The organism is Photobacterium sp. GB-36 (assembly GCF_003026135.1).
Lineage (GTDB): Bacteria > Pseudomonadota > Gammaproteobacteria > Enterobacterales > Vibrionaceae > Photobacterium.
This window is the reverse complement of sequence record NZ_PYNY01000006.1, coordinates 178,087-203,092: the sequence shown is the minus strand read 5'-3', so window position 1 is coordinate 203,092 and position 25,006 is coordinate 178,087. Positions and strand designations below refer to the sequence as shown.

The following is a 25,006-nucleotide window of genomic DNA, read 5'->3' as shown; positions in this document are numbered from 1 at the left end:
AGAGTGTAAGAATGAGGTATAAAATGCGATTGGGGAGTATTGCTGACGAGATAAAAACTTTTAATAATAAGCGATAAAGAGGATATAACTAGAAATCAAAGTATTAAATTTGTTGATTAGCAGCTCATATACATTTTCAATAATATCTCCTTTATAGTGAGCACTTCAGACCTTGCGCTTTTTATGCCGCAAGTTAATCAACTCTTCTAATTGCTTTTGCTCTTTACGGGCTTGTTCATATTGTTGTTTGGCAAGCCAGCGTTTTTTTACTTCTTCAAAGCGTTTAACTTGTTGATTACTGGCTTGTAATTGCTGCTCACTGTGATCACATTCCGCACTCATGATCGCTTGCTCATGCTGATGATGATCAATCATGGTCGTTAACTGTGACGTTAATTGATTGCTGTTATTTAACATCGCACTGTTAATCGCAGAGCCGTGTGTTTGTTCAGCCCCCATATAATGCTGTTTTAGCTGGCTTAATAACTGAAGTTGTTGCTGATAATTATCCACTTGCCGGCGCTGCTGCTGGTAAATAGCACTGAGTTTATCGCGCTTTTGCTCTGATAATCGTTGTAATTGCTCAACAGCTTTGACTGGCAAATTCATGGCTTATTCTTGCTCCATTTCCTAAAACACGATGTGGCTATGGTGCTGACGGACTGGATTGATTGACTGAAAACAAGTTGGCTAATTGGGTTAAGCTCGCTTGGTAATCACAGTGTTCAGTTACAGGCTGCTGCAAAAACTGTTTAAGCTGGGGTTGCATCATTACCGCTTGATCTAATTCAGGATCTTGTCCTTGTTGATAGCCACCTAATGGTAGTAGCTCTTTTACTTGCTGATAATTCGCATTTAACTGTCTAAATTGATTCGCAACGGTGACATGGGCTTGCTCAGTACAACTGCTCATACATCGGCTGATGGAAGCATTAATATCAATGGCTGGATAATGCCCTTGCTCTGCCAATGTGCGAGATAACACAATATGACCATCTAAAATGGCGCGTGCCGAATCCACTACCGGATCTTGCTGATCGTCCCCTTCTGCTAACACGGTATAAATCGCAGTTAAACTGCCATTGGGATTTTCTCCGTTACCAGCACGTTCTAGTAATTGTGGTAATAAACTGAATACTGACGGTGGATAACCCCGAGAAGCTGGCGGCTCTCCTAGTGCGAGTGCGATTTCACGCTGCGCCATCGCATATCGGGTCAATGAGTCCATCAGTAGCAGTACATCTTTGCCTTGATCACGAAAGTATTCGGCAACGCGGTGACAAAGCTTGGTCGCTCGTAAACGCATGAGTGGTGATTCATCAGCAGGCGCGGCGATGATCACTGCACGTTTTCGTCCTTCCTCACCTAAGCTACGCTCAATGAATTCACGGACTTCTCGACCACGTTCACCAATCAGCCCCACCACAATAATATCGGCGGCAGTGTATTTGGTGATCATCCCCATCAAGACACTTTTACCTACGCCACTGCCCGCCATTAAGCCAATGCGCTGACCTTTACCAACAGTCAGTAAACCATTAATCGCTTTAATACCAACATCTAATGGTGATTCAACTGGCTGGCGTTTCATTGGGTTAATAGGCTTTGGTTCTAACGATAAACACTCACCACCTTGTAGCGGTGAACCATTATCTAGCGGCTCTCCTAACCCATTAACAACTCGTCCAATCCACTTGTGGCTCACATTCACTGTACTGCCACCTTGCATCGGGATCACCTTTGCGCCTGCGTATAATCCACCGAGTTGGCGAACTGGCATTAAATACGCAATATTGTGATCAAAACCGACCACTTGTGCTTCAATCTGCTCACCATCATCAGCGACGATTAAGCAACGTTGATCAAGTTTAAAACGACACCCCACGGCTTGTAGCATTAAGCCATTCACTTTTACTAACCGCCCCGTGACCCGTGCAATAGGCACACTATCAAGAGCGGCAAGTGCGGTTAAACTATCCGCTTGAAGACGATTCATGCAGATCTCCTTGTTCAACACGGATTGGGGTATCTAACGGGTGATTCTGCTCAACTAAATGTTGCTGCACATTCTCGATACAGGCTTCTAGTCGCGCATCACACCCCACATCGGCTTCTGCGTTATCGGTTATCAGCTGACAACCACCGACGGGTAATGTGGGATTAGCAATCAGCTTCCAAGACTCAGGTAAGCTCTTATTGATGGTATGGATCCGATCAATATCTTGTGGGTTAAGTTCAATGATGATTTTTTCTGTTTTACCCGGAATCGCATCCAATGCTTCTTCTACTAGAGCGAGAATTTGTTGTGGCATCAATGTCAGTTCAGCGCGGATAACCTGTTGCGACACTTTTTGTACCAAGTCGCAAATAAGCTGACGTTGTTGTTTGTCTTTTTCTTGTTGCCATTGTTCTAATTCAAACAAGATTTTCTCAACTGGTTTTACTGCTTGGCTAAAGATCTCTCGCCCTGCTTGTTCACCTTGTCCGTAACCTTGTTGAAAACCGTCTTTTTGCCCTTCTATAACACCTTGATCACGACCTTGCACAACGCCTTGGTTAAATCCTTCGTCATAGCCTTTGTTTAGCCCTTGTTGAAAGCCTTCATCCAATTTTTGTTGTAATTCAAACTGGCTGTCTTGCCAATTGTTCGCAGGATCAACATCGCCTAATTCATCATTAAAACCATGATTTACTGGCTCTGCCACAGGAGGAAAACGATGAGGCCGATATTGCCCCGGTGATAACTGATGTATTTTTACTTTCTTCATCATTACTCCACCGTCATTTCCTGATAGAGCTGAAGATCAATTTCACCATTTTCTGCCAGCTCACGCACTTGATCCATAATGGCAGTTCGGGCGCGTTCTACCTCACTCACAGGTACTGCACCTTTTAGCGCCATTTCATCTTCTAGGGATTTCACCATACGCTGTGGCATTGAACGTTTAATCGCTTGTTGTAAGCTGATCTCAGCACCTTTTAACGCAATCACCCACGTCGCGACAGGAATTTCTTGCACCAATCTATCCATGGTCGATTCTTTCTGGCGACCAAGCACCATAAAGTCAAACATGTTGGTTTCAATTTCGTGCACCATGTCTTCATCGTGCAAACGGAGTAATTCCATTAATTGGCCGCGATCACCTTCGAAACGGTTGATAATATCGGCAACTTGCTTCGTTCCTAAAATAGGTGCATTTTGCGCTTGTGACATATGAGCAATGCAACGTTCAATCAAATCATGTAAGTCAGCGGCAACATCATGATCTATTTCATCAAGTTGTGCGATGCGATATAGCAGCTCGTCATGATAATCCACTGGCATTTTCGCCAACACTTTCGATGAGGTTTCTGGCGGTAAATAGGCTAAGAATATCGCCTGCATTTGTGGGTGCTCTTGGCTAACATATTTAGCCAATAATTCTGCATCCACCCATTGCAATCGCTGCATGTTGTTACGTAATTCATCACCATAAATGTTATTAAGTAACCCTTTGGCTAAATCATTACCCAACGCTTTACGCAAAGTATTTGAAAGGTATTCTTTCGATGCGCCACGAATACCACTGTGCGCACGAAAATCTTCAAAAAAGTGCTGAATTACCCCTTTCGCACTATCACTTTGAATACCACTTAATGCCGCCATCGAACGGGTCACACGCTGCACTTCATCACGGGTAAAGTGCTTCAATACCTCCGCGGCGGCATCTTCTCCCATTCCCAACAATACGACGGCTGTTTTATCAACATAAGTCAGTGCAGGGGTTTTACTATCCGTCTGATTTTTTGTTTGTGATTGACTCATTAACATTCACCCATTGTTTTAAGACTTCAGCAACACGCTCTGGCTCTTCGGTTGAAATAAGCTGTAAGTGTTTAAGTTGGATTTCTAATGGCGAGCCCTGTGGTGGCAGCAAATCATTGTTGGCACTAAAGGCGTTATTCGTTCCGTTTATCCCTTTCGCGGCTAAACGCTCATTTAACGTTTCTTCGTGTTCTTGCTCTTCGCGAGTTTGCAGACTTTCATCGTAAGAGTGCGCCATATCTTCTTCCGCAAAAGTTAACTCATCACGTCGACGATCTAATCCTGTTAAATGACTAATAAGCGGTCTTAGCACAAAAAAGATCATCGATAAGCCGAGAATACCGCCGATCATGTAGCGTAGTGGTTGTTGAACGGTTGGATCTTGCCACCACGGAATAGCAGGTGGCGCATCAATTGCAATCGGTGTGAAGTTGAAACTTAAAATACTCAAACTGTCACCACGAGCAGCGCTGATCCCTACCGCATCTTTGATCATATTGCTAATTTGCTGTGTTTCCGCTTCTGTCCATGCTTTACCATTTGGTGCAGCAGTAGAATTAAGTAACACAGAGACATTGAGTTTATTTAATTTGCCTTGTTGATATTGGGTATGCCGAACACTGCTGCCTAACGCATATTGACGATTAATTTCCGTTCGTTCATTGGTGTTTTTACTGTCTTTGTTCTCTTCTTCGCCAGTAACGGGTGGCTTGTTACTTAATGAACCCGGCACACCTAAAGCAATATTATCAATACTGTTATTTTCAATACGGTGCTCGTTTTTCACTACAGGCGTTGAATCAACCACCTCTTTGGTTTCTTGGACATGGCTAAAATCAAGATCAGCAGCGACTTGCACGCGGTAATTACTTGGTCCGACAATCGGCGTTAGCATATCAGCGGCACGTTGGATCACCTGCTTTTCGAGATTCTTCTGATAATCAAGGTATTTAGCATTCACTTTACCCATTTCAGTCGAGCCAATATCAGCACTGAGTAAACGCCCATACTGATCAACAACTGACACATTTTCTGTCTTCATTCCTGTCACACTGCCAGTAACAAGGTTAATGATGGCTTCAACTTGCTCAGTTTTTAGATCTTCACCCGGTTTTAGCTCAACCATTACTGACGCTGTCGGCGCTTCCGCATTGTGGCGAACAAATAAGGTTTTTCGTGGAATGGCTAAGTGAACGCGAGCATTAGCAATAGCATCAAGGGCAATAATAGTACGCACTAACTCGCCTTCCAATCCATGACGGTAACGTGCGGTTTCCATGAACTGGCTGGTGCCTAACGACGAATCTTCTTTTAATGAATCTAGCCCTGTCGGTAACTTGGCTTTGATCCCTTTTGCTGCCAGTAACATCCTAATTTTTGCGACTTCACCTTCTGCCACCAGCACCTGTCCGTTGGCTTCTTGTAGGCGGTAAGGGATCCCTTCTGTTTCTAATACCGAGATGATTTCACCGCTATCAAAACGTTCTTGCTGCCCATATAACGGGCGGTAATTTTGACTTGAACTCCATAGTGCCACCACAATAATGGCAGCGACAATTGCAGCAAGCACAGCAGATAAAACCAAATTGCGCTGACTACTATGCCAAAGGTTTTTAAGGTTATTAATATACGGATTTGACGACAACCCACTGGTCGCAGTTGAACCTGTTGCCGTATTGGTCATCGATGGTTGGGCAATGATTTCAGACATAAGTTACACCGGCATCTTCATAACATCTTCAAAGGACGCAACCACTTTATTACGCACTTGCATGAGGGCAGAAAAAGATAAACTGGCTTTTTGGCTTGCCACCATCGCGCCTACTAAGTCGTCACTTTTCCCCAATTCAACCGCTGTCACTTTGTCACTGGCGATTTTTTGATGTTGATTAACGGTGTTTAAAACACCTGTCATGGCTTGCGAAAATGACAATGGCGAAGCGGCAAACTGTGTATTGGTTGCGTCGACCTGCATCAGATTAGGTTTTACGATGAAATCAGCTTGAGTGCGTTGCTGCATCTGCTGCATTTTATCAAGCATGAGTTGTTCAGATGATACAGACGGTAGCGAATTATTTGTGCTCATTTAACTCTCCTTTTATGCCGCAGAACCTAATACAGCATCGATGTCTATTCCCTGTTCACGCATCGCGGCTAACTTGTAACGCAGTGCGCGAGTAGTAACGCCCAATTGCTGAGCCGTCTTGGTTCGGTTACCACCGAATTGTTTAAGAATTTTGATAATGTATTGAAACTCTGCCATTTTCTTCGCTTCTACCCGACCATTCCCCCCCTCCGTTTGAGGTAAAGATGGCGCAGCATTAGGATCAATTGGCAACATTAAATCTTGTGCGGTAATGAAATCACCATGACGCATCACCAAGGCTCGTTGCATGACATTTTCTAACTCTCGGATATTGCCCGGCCAGTGATATTTAGACAGTGCAAAACACGCATCTTCCGACAACTGGCACGCACTTCCCATTTGATATTTATTGATGAAAAATCGCGCCAGAGGAAGAATATCAGCGCTTCGATCTCGCAGTGATGGCCAATGCAACGGCAGCACATCTAAACGGTAATAAAGATCTTCTCGGAACGTCCCTTTTTGAATTTCTACACGAAGATCTTTATTGGTTGACGCTATGACGCGAATATCCAATGGAACGGTTTTATGACTCCCCACTTTTTCGACTTCACGCTCTTGCAACACACGCAATAATTTAGCTTGAAGACTGGGCGACATTTCAGCGATTTCATCTAATAAAATCGTACCCCCATTGGCTTCTTCAAATTTACCGGTTTGCGTTTGTGTCGCGCCAGTAAACGCCCCTTTCACATGACCAAACAACACTGCTTCGAGCATGGATTCAGGAATAGCGGCACAGTTAACGGCAACAAAAGGCGCATTTGAACGCGAAGAATGTTGGTGCACATATTGCGCTAATACTTCTTTCCCGGTGCCAGATTCACCGGTGATCAATACGGTCGCGTTTGTCCCTGCCGCACGGTGTGCTAACTGCAACACTTGCTTGCTACGCCATGATTCCACCACGATATTGGTTAAGGGTTTATCTAGTGCTTCAACGCGCGCGAGTAAGCCCAGTAACTGTTCAGATTCAAAAGGACGTAGTAAATAATCGGTTGCGCCTGCTTTCATTGCATCCGCCGCCATCATTCCTTGCGCCTGATCGACAATAGCAATGGAAATGGGCGTGGAAGAACGGTGAGTCGCGACAGCTTTTTGATGGAATTGGCGAATAAAATCAGTCAGTGAGATATCTGTGATATGCGAGCTGACCAAAGTAATGGCTGAGCGAGATTGATATAACGCAGCACGTCCAGAAGTGAAGTGATTGACGCTATAACCATTGCCTTCAAGCACAGCAATAATTTGGTTTGCTGCACTTAAATTTGGCTCGACTAATTGAATATTGTTAGGCTGCATTAGCTACCCTTCCTTTTTACTGCATCTTCCTTGCGAATAGCGCGAATAGTCACGCGACGATTTTTAGCTTTTCCATCTTGGGTATTGTTGTTGGCAACAGGATAGCGAGAACCATGAGAGCGAATTTCCATCAGCGATGAACGCACACCGTTTTCACGCAGAATGCTGGCTACATCGTCAGCACGAATTTTTGAAATCTGTAAATTGGCAACATTGGAGCCAACATTGTCTGTATGCCCATCAATCAATACACGTTTGACATTTTTGTCATGTTTTAAATAACTCGCTAAATCAGCCAAGATTTGTTTTTGTGATGAACTGACCACACGTTGACCTAACTTAAATTGCAATACTACGTCTCTCGCATCTTGGTATGCCATTGCAGGTAACTTGGCTCGACACAAATTAAAATCAGCCATAGCATGCGTCATATTCACTGAAGGGACTGTTACATCAAACGTGTTGTTTTGGTTCGACGATGACAGCCTTACTCCTAACCAATTACCTTGCGCCATGGCTTCAAGTAACAGCTCAATATCAGTATAAAAAGAGACTTGTCCTGATTTTTTATCTAAATCCACCTCATCGACTGTGATAGGTGCGGTATTCAATGCCCAAGGTGACTGTACTTGGCTCAATATGGCACGCTCATAAGGCGGTTTTACATGGTAGCTTTGTACCTGTATACCAAGTGGCTGCTTAGGTTTCGCAACAAAGGTAATTGCCCCAAATTGGCTAATGGTTTGACTCAATGAACAACTAAATTTATCGCCTTTATATTCCCACGAAACAAGATCCATCGGTAAAAATAACTCTTTAGCGACAGAACTCATGGAAAAGAATAAAGAAATAAAAATCGAATATATAAATATAATTGTATATTTTATGAGTGTCATAATAAGCACTCACCTCTACCTATTAATCACATGATTTATTATAGCCAAAAAATCTTATGGCGATTTTATATTTAACCCTAATATTCTAACGCTTGAATATATCTATTTAATAACCATAGAAAACAAGTCGAATAAATATTATTTGACGCTCTTGAGGGCATTTTTTTGACGTTTGTGTTAACGATTTAATGTCATACTAAAGTCTAATATTATTCCATTATTAATCATAAGTTTAGCAACACACTTCCATTTGATTTAACTTCATCATAATCGAAGTTTTTTAAATTTAAACATTAAAACAATTTTTATTTCATCGAATACTAATGCTATGAACTAAAGTCACATTTTTGCTCTTAAAAATTTTTAATTTATATCTTCATAGTTATAAACGCGATAAACATATTTATATATTACGAATAAACATCAACTACACTTTGTTTTTACCCACTTAACTATGATAACTATGGAATATATAAAATCAGATTTTGACAATAGATATCCCATATTGAATGTGGAATTGCTAGGAAAACCTATTCATATAATCAAAGATGAATTAGCTAATATTTTAAGTAATTCATTACTGGGATTAACTGACCAAATACAAAAGTGGGTGAAAACCCATGAACTGACGATGTCGGTTACTAGTATTGATTTTCAATCGCCAAAACAGGGACAACATGCGGCATTTACGGTGGCCCATAATGACGGGGGTATGATGAATTTTCGCTGTTCTGCGCCATTGCTCATTGTACTCGCCGATCGCTTTTATCACTCATCTGTAAATCGTCTTAATAGTGCTAAAAGTCAAACGATTACAACGAGTGATTTGCGGTTACAAGAACGCATAGGACGACTTTTTTCAGCCCAGATAGCGCCAGAAGATATGTGGCAAGCCTGTGATAATTCACTATCAGATGATATCGGCTTAGTCATTCAACTTTCCGTTACCTGCGAAGAGACGATTGGCGACATCATCATCTGTATTGATTCCGCATTAATTCAAACATTAACCAGTGTTATTGGCTTACAACCCACATCTGAACTTAATGCACTCTTTAGTCAGCAACTTGAATCGACCAAGGTCAAACTCAATACAGTTTTATGTGAAAGGCAGATGCCTTTAGACCAAGTATTGCAGCTAAAGCCCGGTGACATCTTTGATATTGATTTACTGCAATCCTCTCCGATCAGTATCGGTCAAGAGCATTTATTTAACGGCCATGTCGCAGAGCAAAACGGTCAACTTGTTTTAATCATCAACACCAGTAAGGACACATAAGCATGAGCGATATTAACGAATCCGACCTATTTAATGGTGATGACCTCAATTTCGACGATCTTCAGTTAGAACAATTTGATGAAACACCTCAACTTAATAGCAGCATGTCGCAACGTAGCTTAAGTTTTTTCAAAAAGATCCCCGTGACTGTGACTCTTGAGGTCTCAAGCACAGAAATCTCATTAGGTGAGTTAATGAAAGCCGGTGAAGGCAGTGTGATTGAGCTAGATAAACTCAACGGTGAACCGCTTGATGTGAAAGTGAATGGGTCACTGATGGGCCATGCCGAAGTGGTTGTGATCAATGATAAATATGGCCTACGGCTAATTGATGTCGTCGAATCACCTCTTAACACCATGGATAGTTAAAAAATGATCGATCAGGGATACCGCTTGCTGATAAAAACATCTCAACAACGCCATTGTCTGTATTTACTCACTTTGCTCCTTATTGCGCTCGGCGTACTGTTTTCTTCGAGCGCAGAAGCCAATAGTGGGCTGAACTTCTTGACCGTTACAGATGATCAAGGCGAGCAAGAATACAGTGTAAAATTACAAATCTTGTTGTTAATGACAGCACTGAGTTTTATCCCTGCCTTTCTGCTAATGGCGACCAGTTTTACCCGCATCATTATCGTACTTTCTATTTTGCGCCAAGCACTGGGTTTACAGCAGAGCCCGCCAAATAGAATACTGGTGGGTATCGCGCTCTCTTTAACAATTTTGATCATGCGTCCGGTCTGGACGGATGTCTACGATAATGCTTTTGTCCCTTATGACAACGGTGATATTACCCTTTTACAAGCCTTTGATACTGCCGAAAAACCCGTTCGTGATTTCATGCTAAAACAAACCCATCAAAGTGCTTTAGAGCAGATGATGCGAATTGCTAACGAACCATTAGACCAAGATGTGGAAGATATTTCGTTTGCTATCGTGTTACCTGCTTTTGTGATCAGTGAGCTTAAAACAGCGTTTCAAATTGGTTTTATGTTGTTCATTCCTTTTTTGATCATCGATCTCGTGGTTGCCAGTGTCTTGATGGCTATGGGTATGATGATGCTGTCACCGCTGATTATTTCTCTCCCTTTCAAATTAATTGTGTTTGTACTCGCTGATGGCTGGACCATGACGGTCGGATCGCTATCTGCCAGCTTTGGATAAAAAAGAAAGGAGTAAATGATGACCCCAGAGCTTGCTGTCGATCTATTTTCTAATGCCGTTTGGCTAATTATTAATATGGTAATGGTACTTGTTATCCCGGGGTTATTAGTCGGGTTAGTGATTGCCGTTTTTCAAGCCGCGACCCAGATCAACGAGCAAACCTTAAGTTTTCTCCCTCGTTTAATCATGACTTTGCTGATGGTGATTTTTGCCGGACATTGGATGCTAAGACGCTTAATGGAATTATTTGATTACCTCTTTTATAACATTCCGGGAATGATTGGCTAATGGCTATCTCGTTTGCAGAGCTCAACGCCCTTCTCGCTCAGTTTTGGTGGCCGTTTTTTCGCATTGGGGCTGCCATGTTAGCCATGCCATTTTTTGGTGATGCGTTAATTCCTATTTGGGTACGCGCTTTATTAGCAGTTGCTATCAGTTTTATTGCCGCGCCACTGATGCCAGCTATGCCCACGACAGATTTACTTTCTCTCTCGGCACTTATGCTGGCTTTTGAGCAAGCAATATGGGGGCTGTTATTTGGCTTAATTATCCATTTCCTATTTTCCATCATGACATTGTTAGGTCAGATCATTTCACTGCAAATGGGCTTAGGGATGGCAATGATGAACGATCCCGTTAATGGTGTTTCAGTCGCAATTCTTGGGCGAATGTTTTTACTGTTTTCTACCTTGTTATTTCTGGCTTTAGATGGGCATTTATTGGTTATTGATATTTTAGTGCAAAGCTTTACCTCTTGGCCTGTAGGCAGTGGGTTGGCTCTATCTTCAGTAAAACAAATACTCGCACTTTTTGGTTGGATGTTCAGTTCAGCCCTTGCCATCGCTCTGCCCGCTATTGTTTCAATGCTTCTGGCTAATATCAGTTTCGGGGTCATGAACCGCGCCGCGCCTAGTTTGAACGTATACGCATTAGGCTTTCCTATGACCATGTTGTTAGGACTGTTTAGTGTCTTAATTTCTGTCAGCGGTGTACCAGCGCGTTATGTCGAGTTAGTCCACTACAGCCTAGATCAGCTTCAACTCTATATTTCGGGAGGCGCATGAGTCAGTCATCGGCACAAGATAAAACTGAAAAAGCCACTCCGCAGAAGATCCGTCAGGCCCGAGAGCAAGGTCAGATCCCACGCGCCAAAGACTTCACAGCAGCTACGATTTTTATTGCGGTTGTGGTTTTCTTTTATTTCCAAATTGATGCGATTTGGCAGGCGCTGAATGGCGTATTTACATTGAACATGACAATCTCTCGTGATGATTTACGCTCACCTTGGCTAGCGATTGAAGCATTAGGCACAAGCTTAGCCATTATTATTCAATTACTACTGCCATTATTTGGTTTAATTCTAATCACCACTATCGCCAGCAGTTTACTGATTGGTGGTTGGCTATTCTACCCTGCAGGCGTATTGCCAAAATTATCAAAAATCGATCCCATTGCGGGGATAAAAAGGATGTTTTCAACCCGATCTTTGGTTGAGCTTTTAAAATCGACACTCAAAGTCTGTGTGATTTTCCTCCTGCTATATCTCTATCTTGATGCCAATTTAAGCCGCTTATTAGGGATGCAAAACTTGCCACTTAAACAAGGCGTGTCATTAATTCTGACGATTCTCTTTCATGGTATTTTGCTGATGGGCGTGGCGCTATTGTTATTTGGTTTAATTGATATTCCCTACCAAAAATGGGAGCACGCCAAAGAGCTGAAAATGACCAAACAAGAGCTGAAAGAAGAATTTAAAAATAATGAAGGTAGCCCAGAAATCAAGCAACGCATTCGTCAAATTCAACAGCAGTTCGCCCGAAGAAAAATAGATAAAGCAGTGCCTAAAGCTGATGTGGTGATCGTCAACCCAACCCATTATGCCGTTGCGATTAAATACGATACCACACTGTCTGAAGCGCCCTTTGTGGTAGCAAAAGGCATAGATGAAACGGCGATGCATATTCAAACCATTGCCAAACAGCACGATGTTGAGATCTTACATTCACCACCATTAACGCGTGCGATTTATCACAGCACCCAGATAGAGCAAGCGATCCCAAGCCAGCTCTATGTCGCTGTGGCGCATATATTAACTTATGTTTTACAGCTTAAAGCCTTTCGACAAGGTAAAGGAAATCAACCACAAACATTACCCAATTTTGTTATCCCAAAACATTTACAGCATTAATTTCAGCGCATTTTTACCGGATTGGATGAAGGACTTCACATGTTAAATTGGCTCACAACACTCAAACAGTCGAGTAAAGGTTATATCGGTATTCCTATCGCCTTACTGATGATTCTGGCAATGGTAATTTTGCCATTACCTCCTATGCTGCTCGATGCCTTATTCACCTTTAATATTGTCTTGGCCATCTTGGTATTATTAGTCAGTACCACAGCAAAAAGGCCGTTAGACTTTTCTGTTTTCCCCACCATTCTATTAGTCGCGACATTAATGCGACTCACTTTGAATGTGGCCTCAACACGTATTGTATTACTGGAAGGTCACAATGGTGGCGATTCAGCAGGTAAAGTGATCCAAGCTTTTGGTGAAGTCGTTATTGGCGGTAACTATGTTGTGGGTATGGTGATTTTCGTGATTTTAATGATCATCAACTTTGTGGTGATCACCAAAGGTGGCGAACGTATCTCTGAGGTAGCAGCCCGTTTCACCCTTGACGCCCTACCCGGTAAACAGATGGCAATAGATGCGGATTTAAACGCGGGGATTATTGACCAAAACCAAGCAAAACAGCGCCGTCGTGATGTTGCCAATGAAGCGGATTTTTACGGTTCAATGGACGGTGCTTCAAAGTTCGTTCGTGGTGATGCCATTGCGGGTTTATTGATCCTATTTATCAATATCATTGGTGGTATCAGCATCGGTGTTTTTGAATACGGACTCAGCGCTTCTGATGCTTTTAAAACTTACGCCTTACTGACCATTGGTGATGGTCTTGTCGCGCAAATTCCTTCACTGTTATTAGCCACCTCTGCCGCTATTATTGTCACTCGTATTAACGACAGTGATGATGACATGACGCAAGCTATGCAGAACCAACTGCTTGCCTCACCTGCAACCTTATTCACTGTTGCTTCTGTGATGGCCATCATAGGTATTGTGCCAGGCATGCCGCACTTGGCATTTTTCAGCTTTGCCGCAGTATTAGCCTTTGCGGGCTGGCGACAATATAAAAAACCTCACCACCACCAGCAACTTGACGAGGTTGAAGCCGTTTCTCAAGCCATGCAACTCGACCACGAAACGCCATTAACATGGGATGATATTCCTCATGTTCAAAGTATGTCGTTATCGCTCGGTTTTCGTTTAGTTCATCTGGTGAATAAAGAACAAGGTGCGCCACTCACCCAGCGTATTCGCGGTGTTCGTAAAAATCTTTCTGAGCAAGTCGGCTATTTGCTGCCTGAAGTGAATATTCGCGACAACCTAAGCTTAAAACCGAACCATTATACTATTGCCGTTCATGGCGAGATCATTGAACAAGGCAGCATTGAGCCTGAGCGTTTAATGGCTATTGCCGTGGGTGATACCTATGGCGAAATAGATGGCATCCTTGGTCACGATCCTGCTTACCAACTCCCTGCGGTATGGATTGAAAATAGCAACAAAGCAAAGGCCTTGAACATGGGTTACCAAGTCGTAGATGACGCTACCGTCATTGCCACTCACATAAGCAAAGTGATGAAAGTACATTTAGCCGATTTGTTTACCCATGATGATGTGGATTTTATTAATCAACGTTTGGCGCAACAGGCACCCAAATTAGCGGAAAGTTTAAGTGCTGCATTAACGCCTGCTCAGCAACTTAAGGTGTATCGCCAATTACTCATTGATCAAGTGCCACTTAAAGATATCCGTACCATTGCCAATACCATGTTAGAAGCGTCTGAAAACACCAAAGATCCAATCTTAATTGCTGCTGATGTGCGTTGCAGCTTACGCCGTACCTTGGTGAATCTACTCAATGGTGATAAGAAAGATCTTAACGTCTATGCCCTATCCGATGAGCTTGAGCAAATGTTATTAACATCACTTCAACAAGCACAAGCCAGTGGCAATGTGATGCTAGATAGCTTTCCAATTGAGCCAAATATTTTAAGCCAATTTCAACAAAATATGCCGCTTGCGAAGCAACAATTAAAACAGCAAGGCGCAGCCCCTGTGTTGCTAGTAATGCCACAATTACGACCACTGCTATCTCGCTATGCGCGTACTTTCGCCCAAGGCTTAGCAGTATTGTCTTATAACGAAATTCCTGAAAATAAGAATATCAATATCATTGGCAACTTAGGTTAATTCATTCCCGTGAAATTGAACGAGGACGAGCTATGACAACGCAACACACATTACACACCATGGACGAACTTTACAGCTATATTCAAAGTATTATCCCATCGTTAACCCGCAATAACGACGATGCGATCCTACTTGACGCATTTGAGCAAAACGATGTTAGTCATGTGTGTCAGGCTATTCGCGAAACCACCACCAATCAAGTCACCTACCAACACCTAACATTACGTTTTGGTAGTAATAACGAGCAAAGTGTTTACCAATTTGATGTTTCTAAACCTGTACAATTTCTGTTTGATCTCTATAGCTTATATTTAGCCGTCCGCCATATTGAGTTTCAGCTATCGACTTTCCATAAAGATATTATTAATCCGTTAGTGGTGCCGATAAATTCAGAAACGCTATCATGGCCTATTGGACAAGGCTTTATTAATCAGGTTTTTCAACATCATTCCGTTGCAATGCAGTACATTATTCCCTGTGTTCAACTTCATGACATGGAAAATAGTGAATGCCATAACATGATGACGTTAAATGCAAATTTAGAATCATTAAAAAAGAAAGCGGTAAAACTCTGGATTGATATTATCCCACCCACCCGCTATTTAGAGACAATAAAAAACATTAAACCTGATGCAATTAAAACGTCGCATATCCTCAATGATGATCATAAGCGCTCAGGCCTGATTCCCGTCATTCGTTTTATCCGTAAAAACAATACATTATTTATTGCGGGGCGGGTGGGTAGCCAGCATGAATTAAACCAATATCGACTACTTGGTGCGCAATATTATTTCGGTTACGTCAGTGATATACCAATGTCGGTATCAATGAAAAAAAAGGTTGCGAATAATAATCAAATATAAAACCATGACTTTTATATCTCTACATCCCCTTAAAAATTAATGAGGTTTTCTTATTTAATATCAACACGATTTAATAAGAAAACCTCATTTATTTGGCTCAATATCAAATTTATTCTCCAATTCTTTTATTTTTTGAAAATATTAAAAATAAAAATTAATGATCTTTTCCAACTGACCGCATAGATACAGTGAGCAGGAAATACCTCGATAGATTGATTACAAGGAGAACTATCATGGCTCTATCTATGCACACCAATTACGCATCACTGGTTACACAAAATACACTGAGCAATACTAGCAATTTGTTAAACACAGCAATGGAACGTTTAAGTACAGGTTTCCGTGTAAATTCAGCTGCAGATGATGCTGCTGGTCTTCAAATCGCAACACGTCTAGATGCGCAAACTCGTGGCATGTCTGTAGCTATGCGTAACTCGCAAGACGGTATTTCAATGATGCAAACCGCTGAAGGTGCGATGGATGAAATGACTAACATCGTTTACCGCATGAACGACCTTGCGACACAGGCATCAAACGGCACAGTATCAGCCAATGACCGTGTAGCTTTGGACGCAGAATTCCAACAGCTTGGTGAAGAGCTTGCCAACGTAATGGCATCAACCAGCTTTGGTGGACAAGATATTTTGACCGATGCAGGCTCATTTGGTGCAGGCGCAGTCAACTTCCAGATTGGTACTCAATCAGGTGATCAACTAGCTGTTGATGTATCAACAGAAGTACAAGCCGTGAATGCAACCATTGGTACTTCAGGCGCATTAGCTTTAGGTGATTTAACGTCTGCAGCTAACGCACAAACAGCACTAACGACTTTAACAGGTGCTAACGGTGAAGCGGGTTTACTGAAAGAAATCGGTGATGCACGTTCTGCACTGGGTGCCAACATTAACCGCCTTGACCACACCATCACTAACCTGGGCAATATGGTTGAGAATGTATCTGCAGCCAAAGGTCGTATTGTTGATGCTGACTTTGCAGTGGAATCTTCAAGCATGACTAAAAACCAAATGTTAATGCAAGCGGGCACAACGGTACTTTCACAAACTAACCAGTTACCGGGTATGGCAATGTCACTACTTCGCTAAACTGTAGTTTCTTTTTCCTAAGCCTCCCTCGTGGAGGCTTTTTTGTAGCCATCATTAAATATCAGTAAGTCGGTATGTCGAAAGCTAGCCATTAGTAACCCTTTGGTTAATAAACGGAACATAGGAATAAAGCAGGAAATAACAAACGGAAATCACATTTCCGCCACCTAACGCGACAATCATAACTACCTGTTTTTAAATGCTTTATATCGAGAAAGTTTTGGCATAGCTCTTGCCAATATAAATAGTCACTTAAGGAGCAATCAATGAATTCGTTAGATCCTATTCAAATGGCCACTCAACTCGCCACCTTTGATGTACAGCCATTTCAGCAGCGGTATCAATTACAAGCTGATAAGTACCAGAGCCAATTAAGTGCATTGGGTAAAGTAGAATCTGCCCTACGTGATTTTCGCGCAACAATTCAAAGCATCAACAGCTCAACTGCCAGCATTATTCAAAATAAAGCGACATTAAGTGACGACAGCCACTTTTCCGTCAGTGCAAATGCAAAAGCGTTAAGCGGCAATTATCAAGTCTTTGTTGAGCAAGTTGCCAGTGCCCATCAGGTCAAAACTGATATGCCAACAAACTTGGAGTCAACAACGTCTGTACCTAATACAGGAACCCTTTCATTCACTGTCGATGGTCAGACTCTAGATCTTGATCTTTCGACAATAGATAGCGATGGTGACGGGCAATCCACCATATCAGAGCTCACTACAGCAATTAATAACCACCCCGATAACCCCGGAGTCAATGCCACGTTAGTTCGTACCAGTGGTCAAACTCATTTCATGCTAGCAAGTAACGAAACAGGGATTGCGAACACATTACGTGTTTCTTCGAGCACAGGCACAACATGGTTTGATGATGCTTTTACTAACTTAACTGAAATCAGTGCGCCACAAGATGCAGTGATTTGGCTTGGCGCGGAAACCACGGGCTTAAAACTGACCAATAGCAGCAATACGTTTTCCAATGTTATTGATGGTATTGATATTACTGCAACCAAAGCACAAACCTCTGGTGATACAGCCATTTCTATGGGTATCGATGCCGATCAAGATGCCACTTTGGAGCAAGTTAATTCATTTATTGAAAGCTATAACAAGGTGATATCCAACCTTGATAGTTATACCCAAACAGGCTCAGCAGATAACAAACGTGGCGCACTGGCCAATGATCCCACTCTTCGTTCAATAGAGTCGCAATTAAATAGCCTTCTACGCGACCAATTTGAAGGCAAGAGACTGTCTGAAATTGGGATCAGTATTAACCGCGAAGGCAAACTTGAAGTTGATAAAGATAGCTTTAAAAACGCCCAACAAACCATGGGATCAACCATTGAATCCATGTTCAACGGTGACGGTAATTTATTCGATTCATTAGAAGATTCGCTTAAACCTTTTCTCCAATTTTCTTCAGGCATGTTTACTTCTCGCAAAGATGCCCTGAGAAACAACATCGATCGTATCGACGATAAACAAGCCAACCTTGAACGTAAATATGACATGGCTTACACCCGCTACCTCAAACAATTCACCCAAATGAATCAAATCATGACCCAAATGCAGCAAACCCAAGGTTTATTTGGTTAAAAGGAGTACAACAATGTTAATGCAAGATGCAGGTTTTAATTCATATCAACAAGTCGACTTGGATGCACAAGCCGCTTCAGCCTCCCCTCATCAATTAGTTTTAATGCTTATTGATGGCTTTCAAGATGAACTGATCCGTGCACAAGGACATATCGAAGCAAAACGACTCGATGCCAAGGGGATCAGTATCAATAAATGCATGAATATCTTAATAGGGCTAGATAGTGCGTTAGATCTAGAACTTGGCGGCGAAGTTGCAGCTAATTTGCATGATCTTTATGAGTTTTGTCAGCTTGAGCTTTACCAAGCAAGTGTCAAAAACGATCTCTCCCACCTCGATAATGTCACTTTAGTGATGAACAATATTCGAGAAGGTTGGCAAGGGTTTGGGCAGCATGCAGCCAAATAATTCCATATCGCTCAAAGTACTCACAGCAAAAATTCAGCAAGCTGCTGAGACTGAAAATTGGTCTCGCTTACAGCAGCTTGATGAAGTGTTACGTGCGCTGTTACTACCACTTAAATCAAAACCTAAAACAGCGCAACAGCAAGGACAAATAACGGCGTTAATGGCTGCACATCGCCAAGCCTATCTTGCGTTACAACAAGCACAACAAATACTGCAACACAAAATAGCAACTGCTGACAAGGAAAAAGAACGCCTTGAGGCTTATCAGTCAGCCAACAATATGGAGTGAACGATGTTAATTAATACTGCGCTCACCAAAATTGACAATGTATCGTCATCATCTGATATCAAACAAGCTGGGATGCTTGTTGAAAGCTCAGACGCTACGGTAGGGCAAGAAGGTTTCTCGCAAACATTACAAATATTTTCTCAGCAAAGCGAAAGTACGTTACCAGAGCTACTATCAGGCAATGCCAATACAACCGATCTTGAACAGCGAGACTCTGCATCAGCACCGCAACATCAAACATTGCTGCCGATACCGCCAAGTGAAATTGAAATAGCCGTAACTACACCAACCATTGGCAATTTTCCACTTAATCACTTAGCTACACCATCAACAACAAGCACACTATCCTCTGCTTCATTTGCGCAGAATGCATTATCAAGTTCTCATCAGGTGCTAAACGGTGTCAATACATCTGCGCTTAACCACGCAAACAATCCTATTAAGGAAGTCATCGCACCACTAACTATAACTTCACTACCCAGTTCTGCCTTAGAACAAATGTCATCGTTAAACGCGGTAAAAACACCGCTTTTCAATGGTGAAATGCCTGCACCACAATTGGTTCAAAATCTTACCGCAGTCGAACAAGTTTTATCTGCTCAAGCACAAACACAAACACAAACCAACATAACGGTTAATCGTGTGAATTGGGCTCCCATAAGTGTTGATCCTCAATCTTCACAATGGGGTGAGAAAATGCTGAATATTCTACAAGATCGCGTTTCTCTTCAAGCGACACAAAACATGCAAGAAGCACGTATTCGTTTAGATCCACCAGATCTTGGCAAGCTTGATCTGATCGTCAAAATGGATGGCGATAAGTTGAATGTTCAAATCAGTGCTAATAACAATGCAGTACGTGATGCACTTAACCAAGTCTCTGAACGTTTACGTCATGATCTCCAGCAGCAATTTGTCAGTGTCGATGTCAACATCAGTCACGGTAAGCAAGATTCCCATTCAGATCAAACCGCACAACATTCAACCCAAGATGATAACGATCACAGGGTAATCACTTCCACGTCATCTGCAGACGTTGAAACATCGACAACCAATGAGCATTGGCTATCTACGCTCGCATAATTTTCTTATTTAGGATCAGGATGATGACTAATAAAAAAACACTTTCTAACCTGTTTATTATATTGCTGATCAGCATTATTGTTGCTATTGCCACTTTTAGCGCCACTCTATGGTATAGCCAACAGAATACGTCCACTCCAAACATCGATGTATGGTTCACAAACGTCTTTGAATCAGAGCCAGAAGCTACGGCACAACCTGCCTTTCATCCTCTCGATAAGGTCGTTGTTAGTGTAAAAGGTGAACGCCAAACTCATTATGTGATGATTGAGCTAGCAGTCCAAACCCACTATCCCGAACGAATAAAACAAATCGATAGCTACATGCCGCTCGTTCGCAATGCATTACTCAAAATGTTCAGCAAGAAAAAGTATGAAGAGTTACAAAACCAACAATCTATCGATCAATTACAGCAAGAAGTAAAACAAACCCTGACCGCAGCCTTTGCCAATACCACGATCGCTCGTGATATTGATGATGTGCTTTTTACCAAATACGTCATTCAATAATGAGGTGAGTATGCTTGATCACAACCCAACCACTCACTATAACCTCGACACGGCCCCATCGCCGCAACAGCATCATATTGATGAAGATTTATTAATCCGTCATCACCTTGTTTTAGTAAAGCGCGTGGTTAATCAACTTCGTCACCATACTAGCCCACATTGCAGTTATGAAGACATGCAGCAAATTGGATTAATTGGGCTGTTAGAAGCGGCGCGACGTTATGGCGATGTCGAAGATCCTCAATTTCCAGCATTTGCTGTATGTCGTATTCGTGGGGCGATTTTAGACGAACTGCGACGATTAGATTGGCGTTCTCGTCATACACGCCAACAAGCTCATGAGCTGAACGACATCACCCGTGACTTAATGAAACAACTTGGCCGACAGCCCACAGAAGCTGAGATCACATCTGCGCTTGGCATTGATAGTGAAAATTATCAACTGCGTTTACAAGCCAGTATGGCAAGTGAAATGCAAAGCCTTGATCAACTGCTTGAGGCCGGTAAAGAGCTAGATGCACCGTTGGAATATAACGGTGTTGAACATGAACATATGCGTCGCACACTGGAATACGCTTTAACGCAATTATCAAAACGAGAGCAGTTATTGCTGACCCTGTTTTATCAACATGAACTCAATCTACATGAGATCGCGTTAGTGCTAAACCTTACTCCACCGCGTATTTGTCAGCTGCATAAACAAGCACTGAAATCCCTCAATCACTATTTATCGGCTTAGGAGCTGTATATGCAAAAGTTAATCGGTGCCATCATCATTATTATTTGTGTTTTTGGTGGCTATGTTTGGGCTGGCGGAAATTTACGTGCGATTTGGCAACCTGCTGAATTTTTAATTATTGCCGGAGCAACATTGGGCTCCTTGATCATTGGTAACCCACCGCATGTTTTAAAGGAAATGCGTCAGCAATTTCGTCAAGTACTCTCGCCTCGTAATAATGAGGCTCAGTACTACATGGAATTAATGGCATTACTGCAAACCTTGCTTGATACCGTTCGTAATAAAGGCTTTAAAGCACTCGATGAGCATATTGAGTCGCCTCAAAGCAGCACGATTTTTAATCGCTACCCTCTCATTAAGCATGACCATCATGTTATTTCTTTCATTACAGACAATTTACGTTTAATGGCAATGGGACAAATGTCGCCTTATGAACTTGAAGGGTTACTAGAACAAGAAATCAGTGCAATAGAAGAAGACTTACTCTTGCCTTCGCGTTCTATGCAACGTACCGCAGAAGCCTTACCTGGATTTGGTATTTTGGCAGCGGTCATGGGGATCATCATTACCATGCAAGCCATTGATGGCTCTATCGCCATGATTGGCTATCACGTTGCTGCCGCATTAGTCGGTACTTTTCTTGGAATTTTTGGCTGTTATTGCATTCTAGATCCTGCCAGTAATGCCATGGCACAGCGTGTTAAACGCAATATGTCAGCATTTGAATGTATAAGAGCAACACTTGTCGCCTATGTCGCTAAAAAGCCGACCTTATTAGCTATTGACGCAGGAAGAAAACATATTCAGCTAGACATTAAACCTACATTTAACGAAATGGAGAGGTGGCTAACTGAACAGGAGGGATAATGCAGAACACAGAGCAGATCGTCTTTAAACGTGCAACAAAACGACATTCACATGAACATCACGGTGGCGCATGGAAAGTCGCTTTTGCTGATTTTATGATTGCTCTTATGGCACTATTTTTAGTGCTTTGGTTAATGCAAGTGGTTGATCAAAAGGAACGTAAAGCCATTGTTGCTTATTTAAATAGTGCCAGTGTTTTTGACGAAGGCGCTGGCAATCCTTTTGATACCGCCAACAGCTTATCCCCTATTGATTTCGGTGGCGAAGCTGCCGATCTAAGTTCTCACAATGCAGCGATGACAATAAAATCGTTTTTTGATGGTAACGGTGATGGCCCTGAAAGTGATGCGTTAATTCCAGGTAGTTTTGAAACCCAAGCGCAATTAGCGATCCTTGCTTCAGTTGTTGAAGAAACGGCTAAGCAAGTATCAGCTCAAGGTAATATTTCAGTTGATGTGACACCGCAAGGGTTGAGGATCATTTTACAAGATGACTTCAAACAAAATATGTTTCATCGTGGCAGTGCTGATTTAACGCCCTTTTTTGAAGATGTATTATTAAACATTGCCCCTATTTTTAAACAAATCAGCAATTCACTGATCATCAGTGGCCACACAGATGCGACTCCGTTTAAACGCCAGTTTAGTAATAGATCAAACTGGGAACTCTCTTCTTCCCGTGCCAATGTCGCAAGACAGACGCTGATTGCTGGCGGCATGCCAAGCAATCGAGTACTTCAAGTTGCAGCAATGGCAGAACGTGCCCTACTGAACAAACAATCCCCTAATGCCAGTGAAAATCGTCGAATTGAGTTATTTATCTTAACGACACCCGCAGCCAGTGTTGTAGATGCTCTTTTTGGTACAGGAAATCCTGATAACATTGTTGATAAAGCTTACGAAAAAGCGCGTCTTAATCAACCCGTGCTACGAAGCGACTATATAAACCATTCAGTCACCCAACCAAAAGAAATACAGCCCGTCGTGTCTAATTTATAAGCTATATTTTATAAATATTGAATACAATGCTTGGTTTTGGTGAGATTTTAGTGGATGTGTGCCCAATGACTCATACACAAATAAAACAGCGTAAAGCTGATAATTTACAAAAGACTTTTCTATGGCTGATCGTCATTGATTATGTTCTGCTGTCTTTTTTTCTATTTCAGCTTGGTTCGCTCGATTTACGTACTGGCACAATGATCAGCCTGTTATTGATCTTTTATAATGGTTTGTTAGCGTTTTTTTGTTTTCATCGCGCGAATAGAATAGATGATAGCTACATTATTTACCCTATCATCTCGGCTATATTGCTCGCTTTCGTCTGCTTCTTGTATTTCTTCTTTTTAGTGGCTTAACGTCGACGACAAAAAATCTTACCACTATTTTCCCCAGCCAAAAGCTAACCGCAAACAATGAGATAAAAAAGACACTACTACATGCGTACGCCCACATAGCAGATAAACGAAAGAAATATCCAAAGCTAAATGCTATGCCATTAAATGCTTCAAATGGCATCTGTAACCATGGCGTATTGGAAGAACTTCCTATTGTTGCAACGACACAAATTAAAACAATGCAGGCAATACATAAGCCCAGTTTATTTTCGACATGCTTCATTTTATTCATCAGCTCAGTATTCGTTATTGTGTTTCATAAACGAATATATAAATTACCATAGAATGACTTCAGCATTAATTGAAGCAAGACAATTAAAGAAATAGAAAAATACAAATGGATAAATCTAAAACGGGTTACCCAACAGTCATCATTAATCACTGCTGGATGCCCCTTTAATCGTTACTTCTTCACACACACGACGATTGCATTACCTGATTCCCCATTCCAAGGAATAAGTTTCTCGTAGTCATGTTCAAACATATGAACATCGAAATATGGCTCAAGTAGTGCTTGAAGTTCAATAAAGCTCACCGCAACCATTGGATGCTCATCATGCCAAATTTCAGTATTGAGTGTGTCGGCTTTTTCAATACTCAATTTCAGCGCTTGTTTCTCACCTTCACCTTGATAATACCAACCAGAGCTAAAAGTAAAACGACTGTTATCATGTTCCACACTGTGGCTGACAAAGTAATTATTGTTGATTAAGTTCTTTTCAACCGCATTGAAACAAAATATACCATCTTCTTTTAATGCCGCATGTGCACTTTCAATACAGCGCGTTAAATTGACAAGACCGTCACTGTAATGAATCGAATATAAAAAACAGGTAATCAAATCCAATGGCTGATCAACTTTAAATTCGCACATATTCTGTAAAACAAAGTCGGCTTCTGGACAGCGAAGTTTTGCTAGATCAAGCATTGGCTGATTGATATCTAAGCCAGAACTTTGAAAACCATGATCAATAAAGTGACGAACATGAGGACCTGTTCCACAGGCAAGATCTAGATGTCGCGTACCTTTATTACCAAATAATTGGTGAAGTCGACGAACACATTCTGCTTGGGCTTGGTAGTTAATATCTGCACACATGAGATCGTAGTAAGAAGATAGATCAGTGTACAGCGCAGTAGAAGATGTTGTAGTCAATTCGATATACCATACAGGAGTAATTGACGCGGATAGTATAGTAATTACTAATCGTTAAAAAACACACTTCTTTGTCGTA

At 41.9% G+C, this 25,006-nt stretch carries 27 protein-coding genes; 18 read left to right on the top strand and 9 right to left on the bottom strand.

The window, feature by feature from the left end:
- Positions 1-165 precede the first annotated feature (165 nt).
- Genes fliJ through C9J46_RS08415 form a run of 8 tightly spaced genes read right to left on the bottom strand, consistent with a single transcriptional unit; the run spans position 166 to position 8,053 of the window.
- Positions 166-609 (bottom strand): flagellar export protein FliJ, encoded by a 444-nt coding sequence (fliJ, locus tag C9J46_RS08450; protein ID WP_107208386.1) that lies wholly within the window; start codon positions 607-609, stop codon positions 166-168.
- Between the two features lie 37 nt (positions 610-646).
- Complete coding sequence (fliI, locus tag C9J46_RS08445) at positions 647-1,996, bottom strand: flagellar protein export ATPase FliI (RefSeq protein WP_107247882.1); 1,350 nt, start codon at positions 1,994-1,996, stop codon at positions 647-649.
- Positions 1,974-2,771 carry a flagellar assembly protein FliH gene (gene fliH, locus C9J46_RS08440; RefSeq protein ID WP_107259757.1) on the bottom strand — a complete coding sequence of 266 codons (798 nt, stop codon included), beginning with the start codon at positions 2,769-2,771 and terminating at the stop codon, positions 1,974-1,976. Before fliH ends, fliI begins: the two co-directional genes overlap by 23 nt.
- A complete protein-coding gene (locus C9J46_RS08435; protein ID WP_107208383.1) occupies positions 2,771-3,805 on the bottom strand; it encodes a flagellar motor switch protein FliG in 1,035 nt (344 codons plus the stop codon). Before C9J46_RS08435 ends, fliH begins: the two co-directional genes overlap by 1 nt.
- Entirely contained in the window at positions 3,771-5,516 is a 1,746-nt protein-coding gene (gene fliF / locus C9J46_RS08430; protein ID WP_107290761.1) for a flagellar basal-body MS-ring/collar protein FliF, read from the bottom strand. The genes C9J46_RS08435 and fliF overlap by 35 nt, the downstream gene beginning before the upstream one ends.
- 3 nt (positions 5,517-5,519) lie before the next feature.
- Positions 5,520-5,891 carry a flagellar hook-basal body complex protein FliE gene (locus tag C9J46_RS08425; protein ID WP_107208381.1) on the bottom strand — a complete coding sequence of 124 codons (372 nt, stop codon included), beginning with the start codon at positions 5,889-5,891 and terminating at the stop codon, positions 5,520-5,522.
- 12 nt (positions 5,892-5,903) lie between these two features.
- A complete protein-coding gene (locus C9J46_RS08420; protein ID WP_107290760.1) occupies positions 5,904-7,253 on the bottom strand; it encodes a sigma-54 dependent transcriptional regulator in 1,350 nt (449 codons plus the stop codon).
- Positions 7,253-8,053: an OmpA family protein gene (locus C9J46_RS08415; RefSeq protein ID WP_233217725.1), complete on the bottom strand. Its 801-nt coding sequence runs from the start codon at positions 8,051-8,053 to the stop codon at positions 7,253-7,255. The genes C9J46_RS08420 and C9J46_RS08415 overlap by 1 nt, the downstream gene beginning before the upstream one ends.
- A 727-nt stretch (positions 8,054-8,780) precedes the next feature.
- Here C9J46_RS08415 and C9J46_RS08410 point away from each other — a divergent pair.
- The 18 genes from C9J46_RS08410 (at position 8,781) to C9J46_RS08325 (ending at position 23,732) form a co-directional block, all read left to right on the top strand.
- Entirely contained in the window at positions 8,781-9,428 is a 648-nt protein-coding gene (locus C9J46_RS08410) for a FliM/FliN family flagellar motor switch protein (RefSeq protein ID WP_233217724.1), read from the top strand.
- A gap of 2 nt (positions 9,429-9,430) precedes the next feature.
- Complete coding sequence (fliN, locus tag C9J46_RS08405; protein WP_107208378.1) at positions 9,431-9,796, top strand: flagellar motor switch protein FliN; 366 nt, start codon at positions 9,431-9,433, stop codon at positions 9,794-9,796.
- Between the two features lie 3 nt (positions 9,797-9,799).
- Positions 9,800-10,591 carry a flagellar type III secretion system pore protein FliP gene (fliP, locus tag C9J46_RS08400; protein ID WP_107290758.1) on the top strand — a complete coding sequence of 264 codons (792 nt, stop codon included), beginning with the start codon at positions 9,800-9,802 and terminating at the stop codon, positions 10,589-10,591.
- Between the two features lie 18 nt (positions 10,592-10,609).
- On the top strand, positions 10,610-10,879 hold the full coding sequence (fliQ, locus tag C9J46_RS08395) for a flagellar biosynthesis protein FliQ (protein WP_107208376.1): 270 nt from the start codon (positions 10,610-10,612) through the stop codon (positions 10,877-10,879).
- Positions 10,879-11,655 carry a flagellar biosynthetic protein FliR gene (gene fliR / locus C9J46_RS08390; RefSeq protein ID WP_107208375.1) on the top strand — a complete coding sequence of 259 codons (777 nt, stop codon included), beginning with the start codon at positions 10,879-10,881 and terminating at the stop codon, positions 11,653-11,655. The genes fliQ and fliR overlap by 1 nt, the downstream gene beginning before the upstream one ends.
- Entirely contained in the window at positions 11,652-12,779 is a 1,128-nt protein-coding gene (gene flhB / locus C9J46_RS08385) for a flagellar biosynthesis protein FlhB (RefSeq protein ID WP_107208374.1), read from the top strand. Before fliR ends, flhB begins: the two co-directional genes overlap by 4 nt.
- 39 nt (positions 12,780-12,818) lie before the next feature.
- Positions 12,819-14,912 (top strand): flagellar biosynthesis protein FlhA, encoded by a 2,094-nt coding sequence (gene flhA, locus C9J46_RS08380; RefSeq protein WP_107208373.1) that lies wholly within the window; start codon positions 12,819-12,821, stop codon positions 14,910-14,912.
- Between the two features lie 32 nt (positions 14,913-14,944).
- Positions 14,945-15,775: an EAL domain-containing protein gene (locus C9J46_RS08375; RefSeq protein ID WP_107287758.1), complete on the top strand. Its 831-nt coding sequence runs from the start codon at positions 14,945-14,947 to the stop codon at positions 15,773-15,775.
- Between the two features lie 233 nt (positions 15,776-16,008).
- Entirely contained in the window at positions 16,009-16,878 is an 870-nt protein-coding gene (gene lafA / locus C9J46_RS08370; protein ID WP_107208371.1) for a lateral flagellin LafA, read from the top strand.
- A gap of 266 nt (positions 16,879-17,144) precedes the next feature.
- Positions 17,145-18,479, top strand: a complete 1,335-nt coding sequence (gene fliD, locus C9J46_RS08365) for a flagellar filament capping protein FliD (protein ID WP_107290757.1) — start codon at positions 17,145-17,147, stop codon at positions 18,477-18,479.
- Positions 18,480-18,492: 13 nt separating this feature from the next.
- Positions 18,493-18,888: a flagellar export chaperone FliS gene (gene fliS, locus C9J46_RS08360; RefSeq protein WP_107208369.1), complete on the top strand. Its 396-nt coding sequence runs from the start codon at positions 18,493-18,495 to the stop codon at positions 18,886-18,888.
- Positions 18,875-19,177, top strand: coding sequence for a hypothetical protein (locus C9J46_RS08355; RefSeq protein ID WP_107208368.1), 303 nt, complete (start codon positions 18,875-18,877; stop codon positions 19,175-19,177). Before fliS ends, C9J46_RS08355 begins: the two co-directional genes overlap by 14 nt.
- Before the next feature lie 3 nt (positions 19,178-19,180).
- Entirely contained in the window at positions 19,181-20,260 is a 1,080-nt protein-coding gene (locus C9J46_RS08350; RefSeq protein WP_107290756.1) for a flagellar hook-length control protein FliK, read from the top strand.
- A 23-nt stretch (positions 20,261-20,283) separates the two neighbouring features.
- Positions 20,284-20,769 carry a flagellar basal body-associated protein FliL gene (gene fliL / locus C9J46_RS08345; RefSeq protein WP_107208366.1) on the top strand — a complete coding sequence of 162 codons (486 nt, stop codon included), beginning with the start codon at positions 20,284-20,286 and terminating at the stop codon, positions 20,767-20,769.
- A gap of 10 nt (positions 20,770-20,779) precedes the next feature.
- Positions 20,780-21,508, top strand: coding sequence for a FliA/WhiG family RNA polymerase sigma factor (locus C9J46_RS08340; RefSeq protein ID WP_107208365.1), 729 nt, complete (start codon positions 20,780-20,782; stop codon positions 21,506-21,508).
- A 9-nt stretch (positions 21,509-21,517) separates the two neighbouring features.
- Positions 21,518-22,375, top strand: a complete 858-nt coding sequence (gene motA, locus C9J46_RS08335) for a flagellar motor stator protein MotA (RefSeq protein WP_107208364.1) — start codon at positions 21,518-21,520, stop codon at positions 22,373-22,375.
- Complete coding sequence (locus tag C9J46_RS08330; RefSeq protein WP_107208363.1) at positions 22,375-23,373, top strand: flagellar motor protein MotB; 999 nt, start codon at positions 22,375-22,377, stop codon at positions 23,371-23,373. Before motA ends, C9J46_RS08330 begins: the two co-directional genes overlap by 1 nt.
- A gap of 65 nt (positions 23,374-23,438) precedes the next feature.
- Positions 23,439-23,732 carry a hypothetical protein gene (locus C9J46_RS08325; RefSeq protein ID WP_107208395.1) on the top strand — a complete coding sequence of 98 codons (294 nt, stop codon included), beginning with the start codon at positions 23,439-23,441 and terminating at the stop codon, positions 23,730-23,732.
- A gap of 442 nt (positions 23,733-24,174) precedes the next feature.
- On the opposite strand, the gene C9J46_RS08315 is transcribed toward C9J46_RS08325, so the two are convergent.
- Positions 24,175-24,870, bottom strand: a complete 696-nt coding sequence (locus C9J46_RS08315; protein WP_199187102.1) for a class I SAM-dependent methyltransferase — start codon at positions 24,868-24,870, stop codon at positions 24,175-24,177.
- Between the last annotated feature and the right edge of the window lie 136 nt (positions 24,871-25,006).

Bases quoted from the DNA above. Each gene is read 5' to 3' on its own strand.
- fliP (WP_107290758.1), top strand. From the start codon at position 9,800: ATGATCGATCAGGGATACCGCTTGCTGATAAAAACATCTCAACAACGC.
- C9J46_RS08330 (WP_107208363.1), top strand. From the start codon at position 22,375: ATGCAGAACACAGAGCAGATCGTCTTTAAACGTGCAACAAAACGACAT.
- fliN (WP_107208378.1), top strand. From the start codon at position 9,431: ATGAGCGATATTAACGAATCCGACCTATTTAATGGTGATGACCTCAAT.
- C9J46_RS08325 (WP_107208395.1), top strand. From the start codon at position 23,439: ATGACTCATACACAAATAAAACAGCGTAAAGCTGATAATTTACAAAAG.
- flhA (WP_107208373.1), top strand. From the start codon at position 12,819: ATGTTAAATTGGCTCACAACACTCAAACAGTCGAGTAAAGGTTATATC.
- C9J46_RS08425 (WP_107208381.1), bottom strand. From the start codon at position 5,891: ATGAGCACAAATAATTCGCTACCGTCTGTATCATCTGAACAACTCATG.
- fliI (WP_107247882.1), bottom strand. From the start codon at position 1,996: ATGAATCGTCTTCAAGCGGATAGTTTAACCGCACTTGCCGCTCTTGAT.
- fliD (WP_107290757.1), top strand. From the start codon at position 17,145: ATGAATTCGTTAGATCCTATTCAAATGGCCACTCAACTCGCCACCTTT.
- fliJ (WP_107208386.1), bottom strand. From the start codon at position 609: ATGAATTTGCCAGTCAAAGCTGTTGAGCAATTACAACGATTATCAGAG.
- C9J46_RS08350 (WP_107290756.1), top strand. From the start codon at position 19,181: ATGTTAATTAATACTGCGCTCACCAAAATTGACAATGTATCGTCATCA.
- fliH (WP_107259757.1), bottom strand. From the start codon at position 2,771: ATGATGAAGAAAGTAAAAATACATCAGTTATCACCGGGGCAATATCGG.
- C9J46_RS08435 (WP_107208383.1), bottom strand. From the start codon at position 3,805: ATGAGTCAATCACAAACAAAAAATCAGACGGATAGTAAAACCCCTGCA.
- C9J46_RS08410 (WP_233217724.1), top strand. From the start codon at position 8,781: ATGTCGGTTACTAGTATTGATTTTCAATCGCCAAAACAGGGACAACAT.
- C9J46_RS08375 (WP_107287758.1), top strand. From the start codon at position 14,945: ATGACAACGCAACACACATTACACACCATGGACGAACTTTACAGCTAT.
- C9J46_RS08315 (WP_199187102.1), bottom strand. From the start codon at position 24,870: ATGTGTGCAGATATTAACTACCAAGCCCAAGCAGAATGTGTTCGTCGA.
- flhB (WP_107208374.1), top strand. From the start codon at position 11,652: ATGAGTCAGTCATCGGCACAAGATAAAACTGAAAAAGCCACTCCGCAG.
- C9J46_RS08340 (WP_107208365.1), top strand. From the start codon at position 20,780: ATGCTTGATCACAACCCAACCACTCACTATAACCTCGACACGGCCCCA.
- C9J46_RS08420 (WP_107290760.1), bottom strand. From the start codon at position 7,253: ATGCAGCCTAACAATATTCAATTAGTCGAGCCAAATTTAAGTGCAGCA.
- C9J46_RS08355 (WP_107208368.1), top strand. From the start codon at position 18,875: ATGCAGCCAAATAATTCCATATCGCTCAAAGTACTCACAGCAAAAATT.
- fliR (WP_107208375.1), top strand. From the start codon at position 10,879: ATGGCTATCTCGTTTGCAGAGCTCAACGCCCTTCTCGCTCAGTTTTGG.
- fliS (WP_107208369.1), top strand. From the start codon at position 18,493: ATGTTAATGCAAGATGCAGGTTTTAATTCATATCAACAAGTCGACTTG.
- lafA (WP_107208371.1), top strand. From the start codon at position 16,009: ATGGCTCTATCTATGCACACCAATTACGCATCACTGGTTACACAAAAT.
- fliF (WP_107290761.1), bottom strand. From the start codon at position 5,516: ATGTCTGAAATCATTGCCCAACCATCGATGACCAATACGGCAACAGGT.
- fliQ (WP_107208376.1), top strand. From the start codon at position 10,610: ATGACCCCAGAGCTTGCTGTCGATCTATTTTCTAATGCCGTTTGGCTA.
- motA (WP_107208364.1), top strand. From the start codon at position 21,518: ATGCAAAAGTTAATCGGTGCCATCATCATTATTATTTGTGTTTTTGGT.
- C9J46_RS08415 (WP_233217725.1), bottom strand. From the start codon at position 8,053: ATGGATCTTGTTTCGTGGGAATATAAAGGCGATAAATTTAGTTGTTCA.
- fliL (WP_107208366.1), top strand. From the start codon at position 20,284: ATGACTAATAAAAAAACACTTTCTAACCTGTTTATTATATTGCTGATC.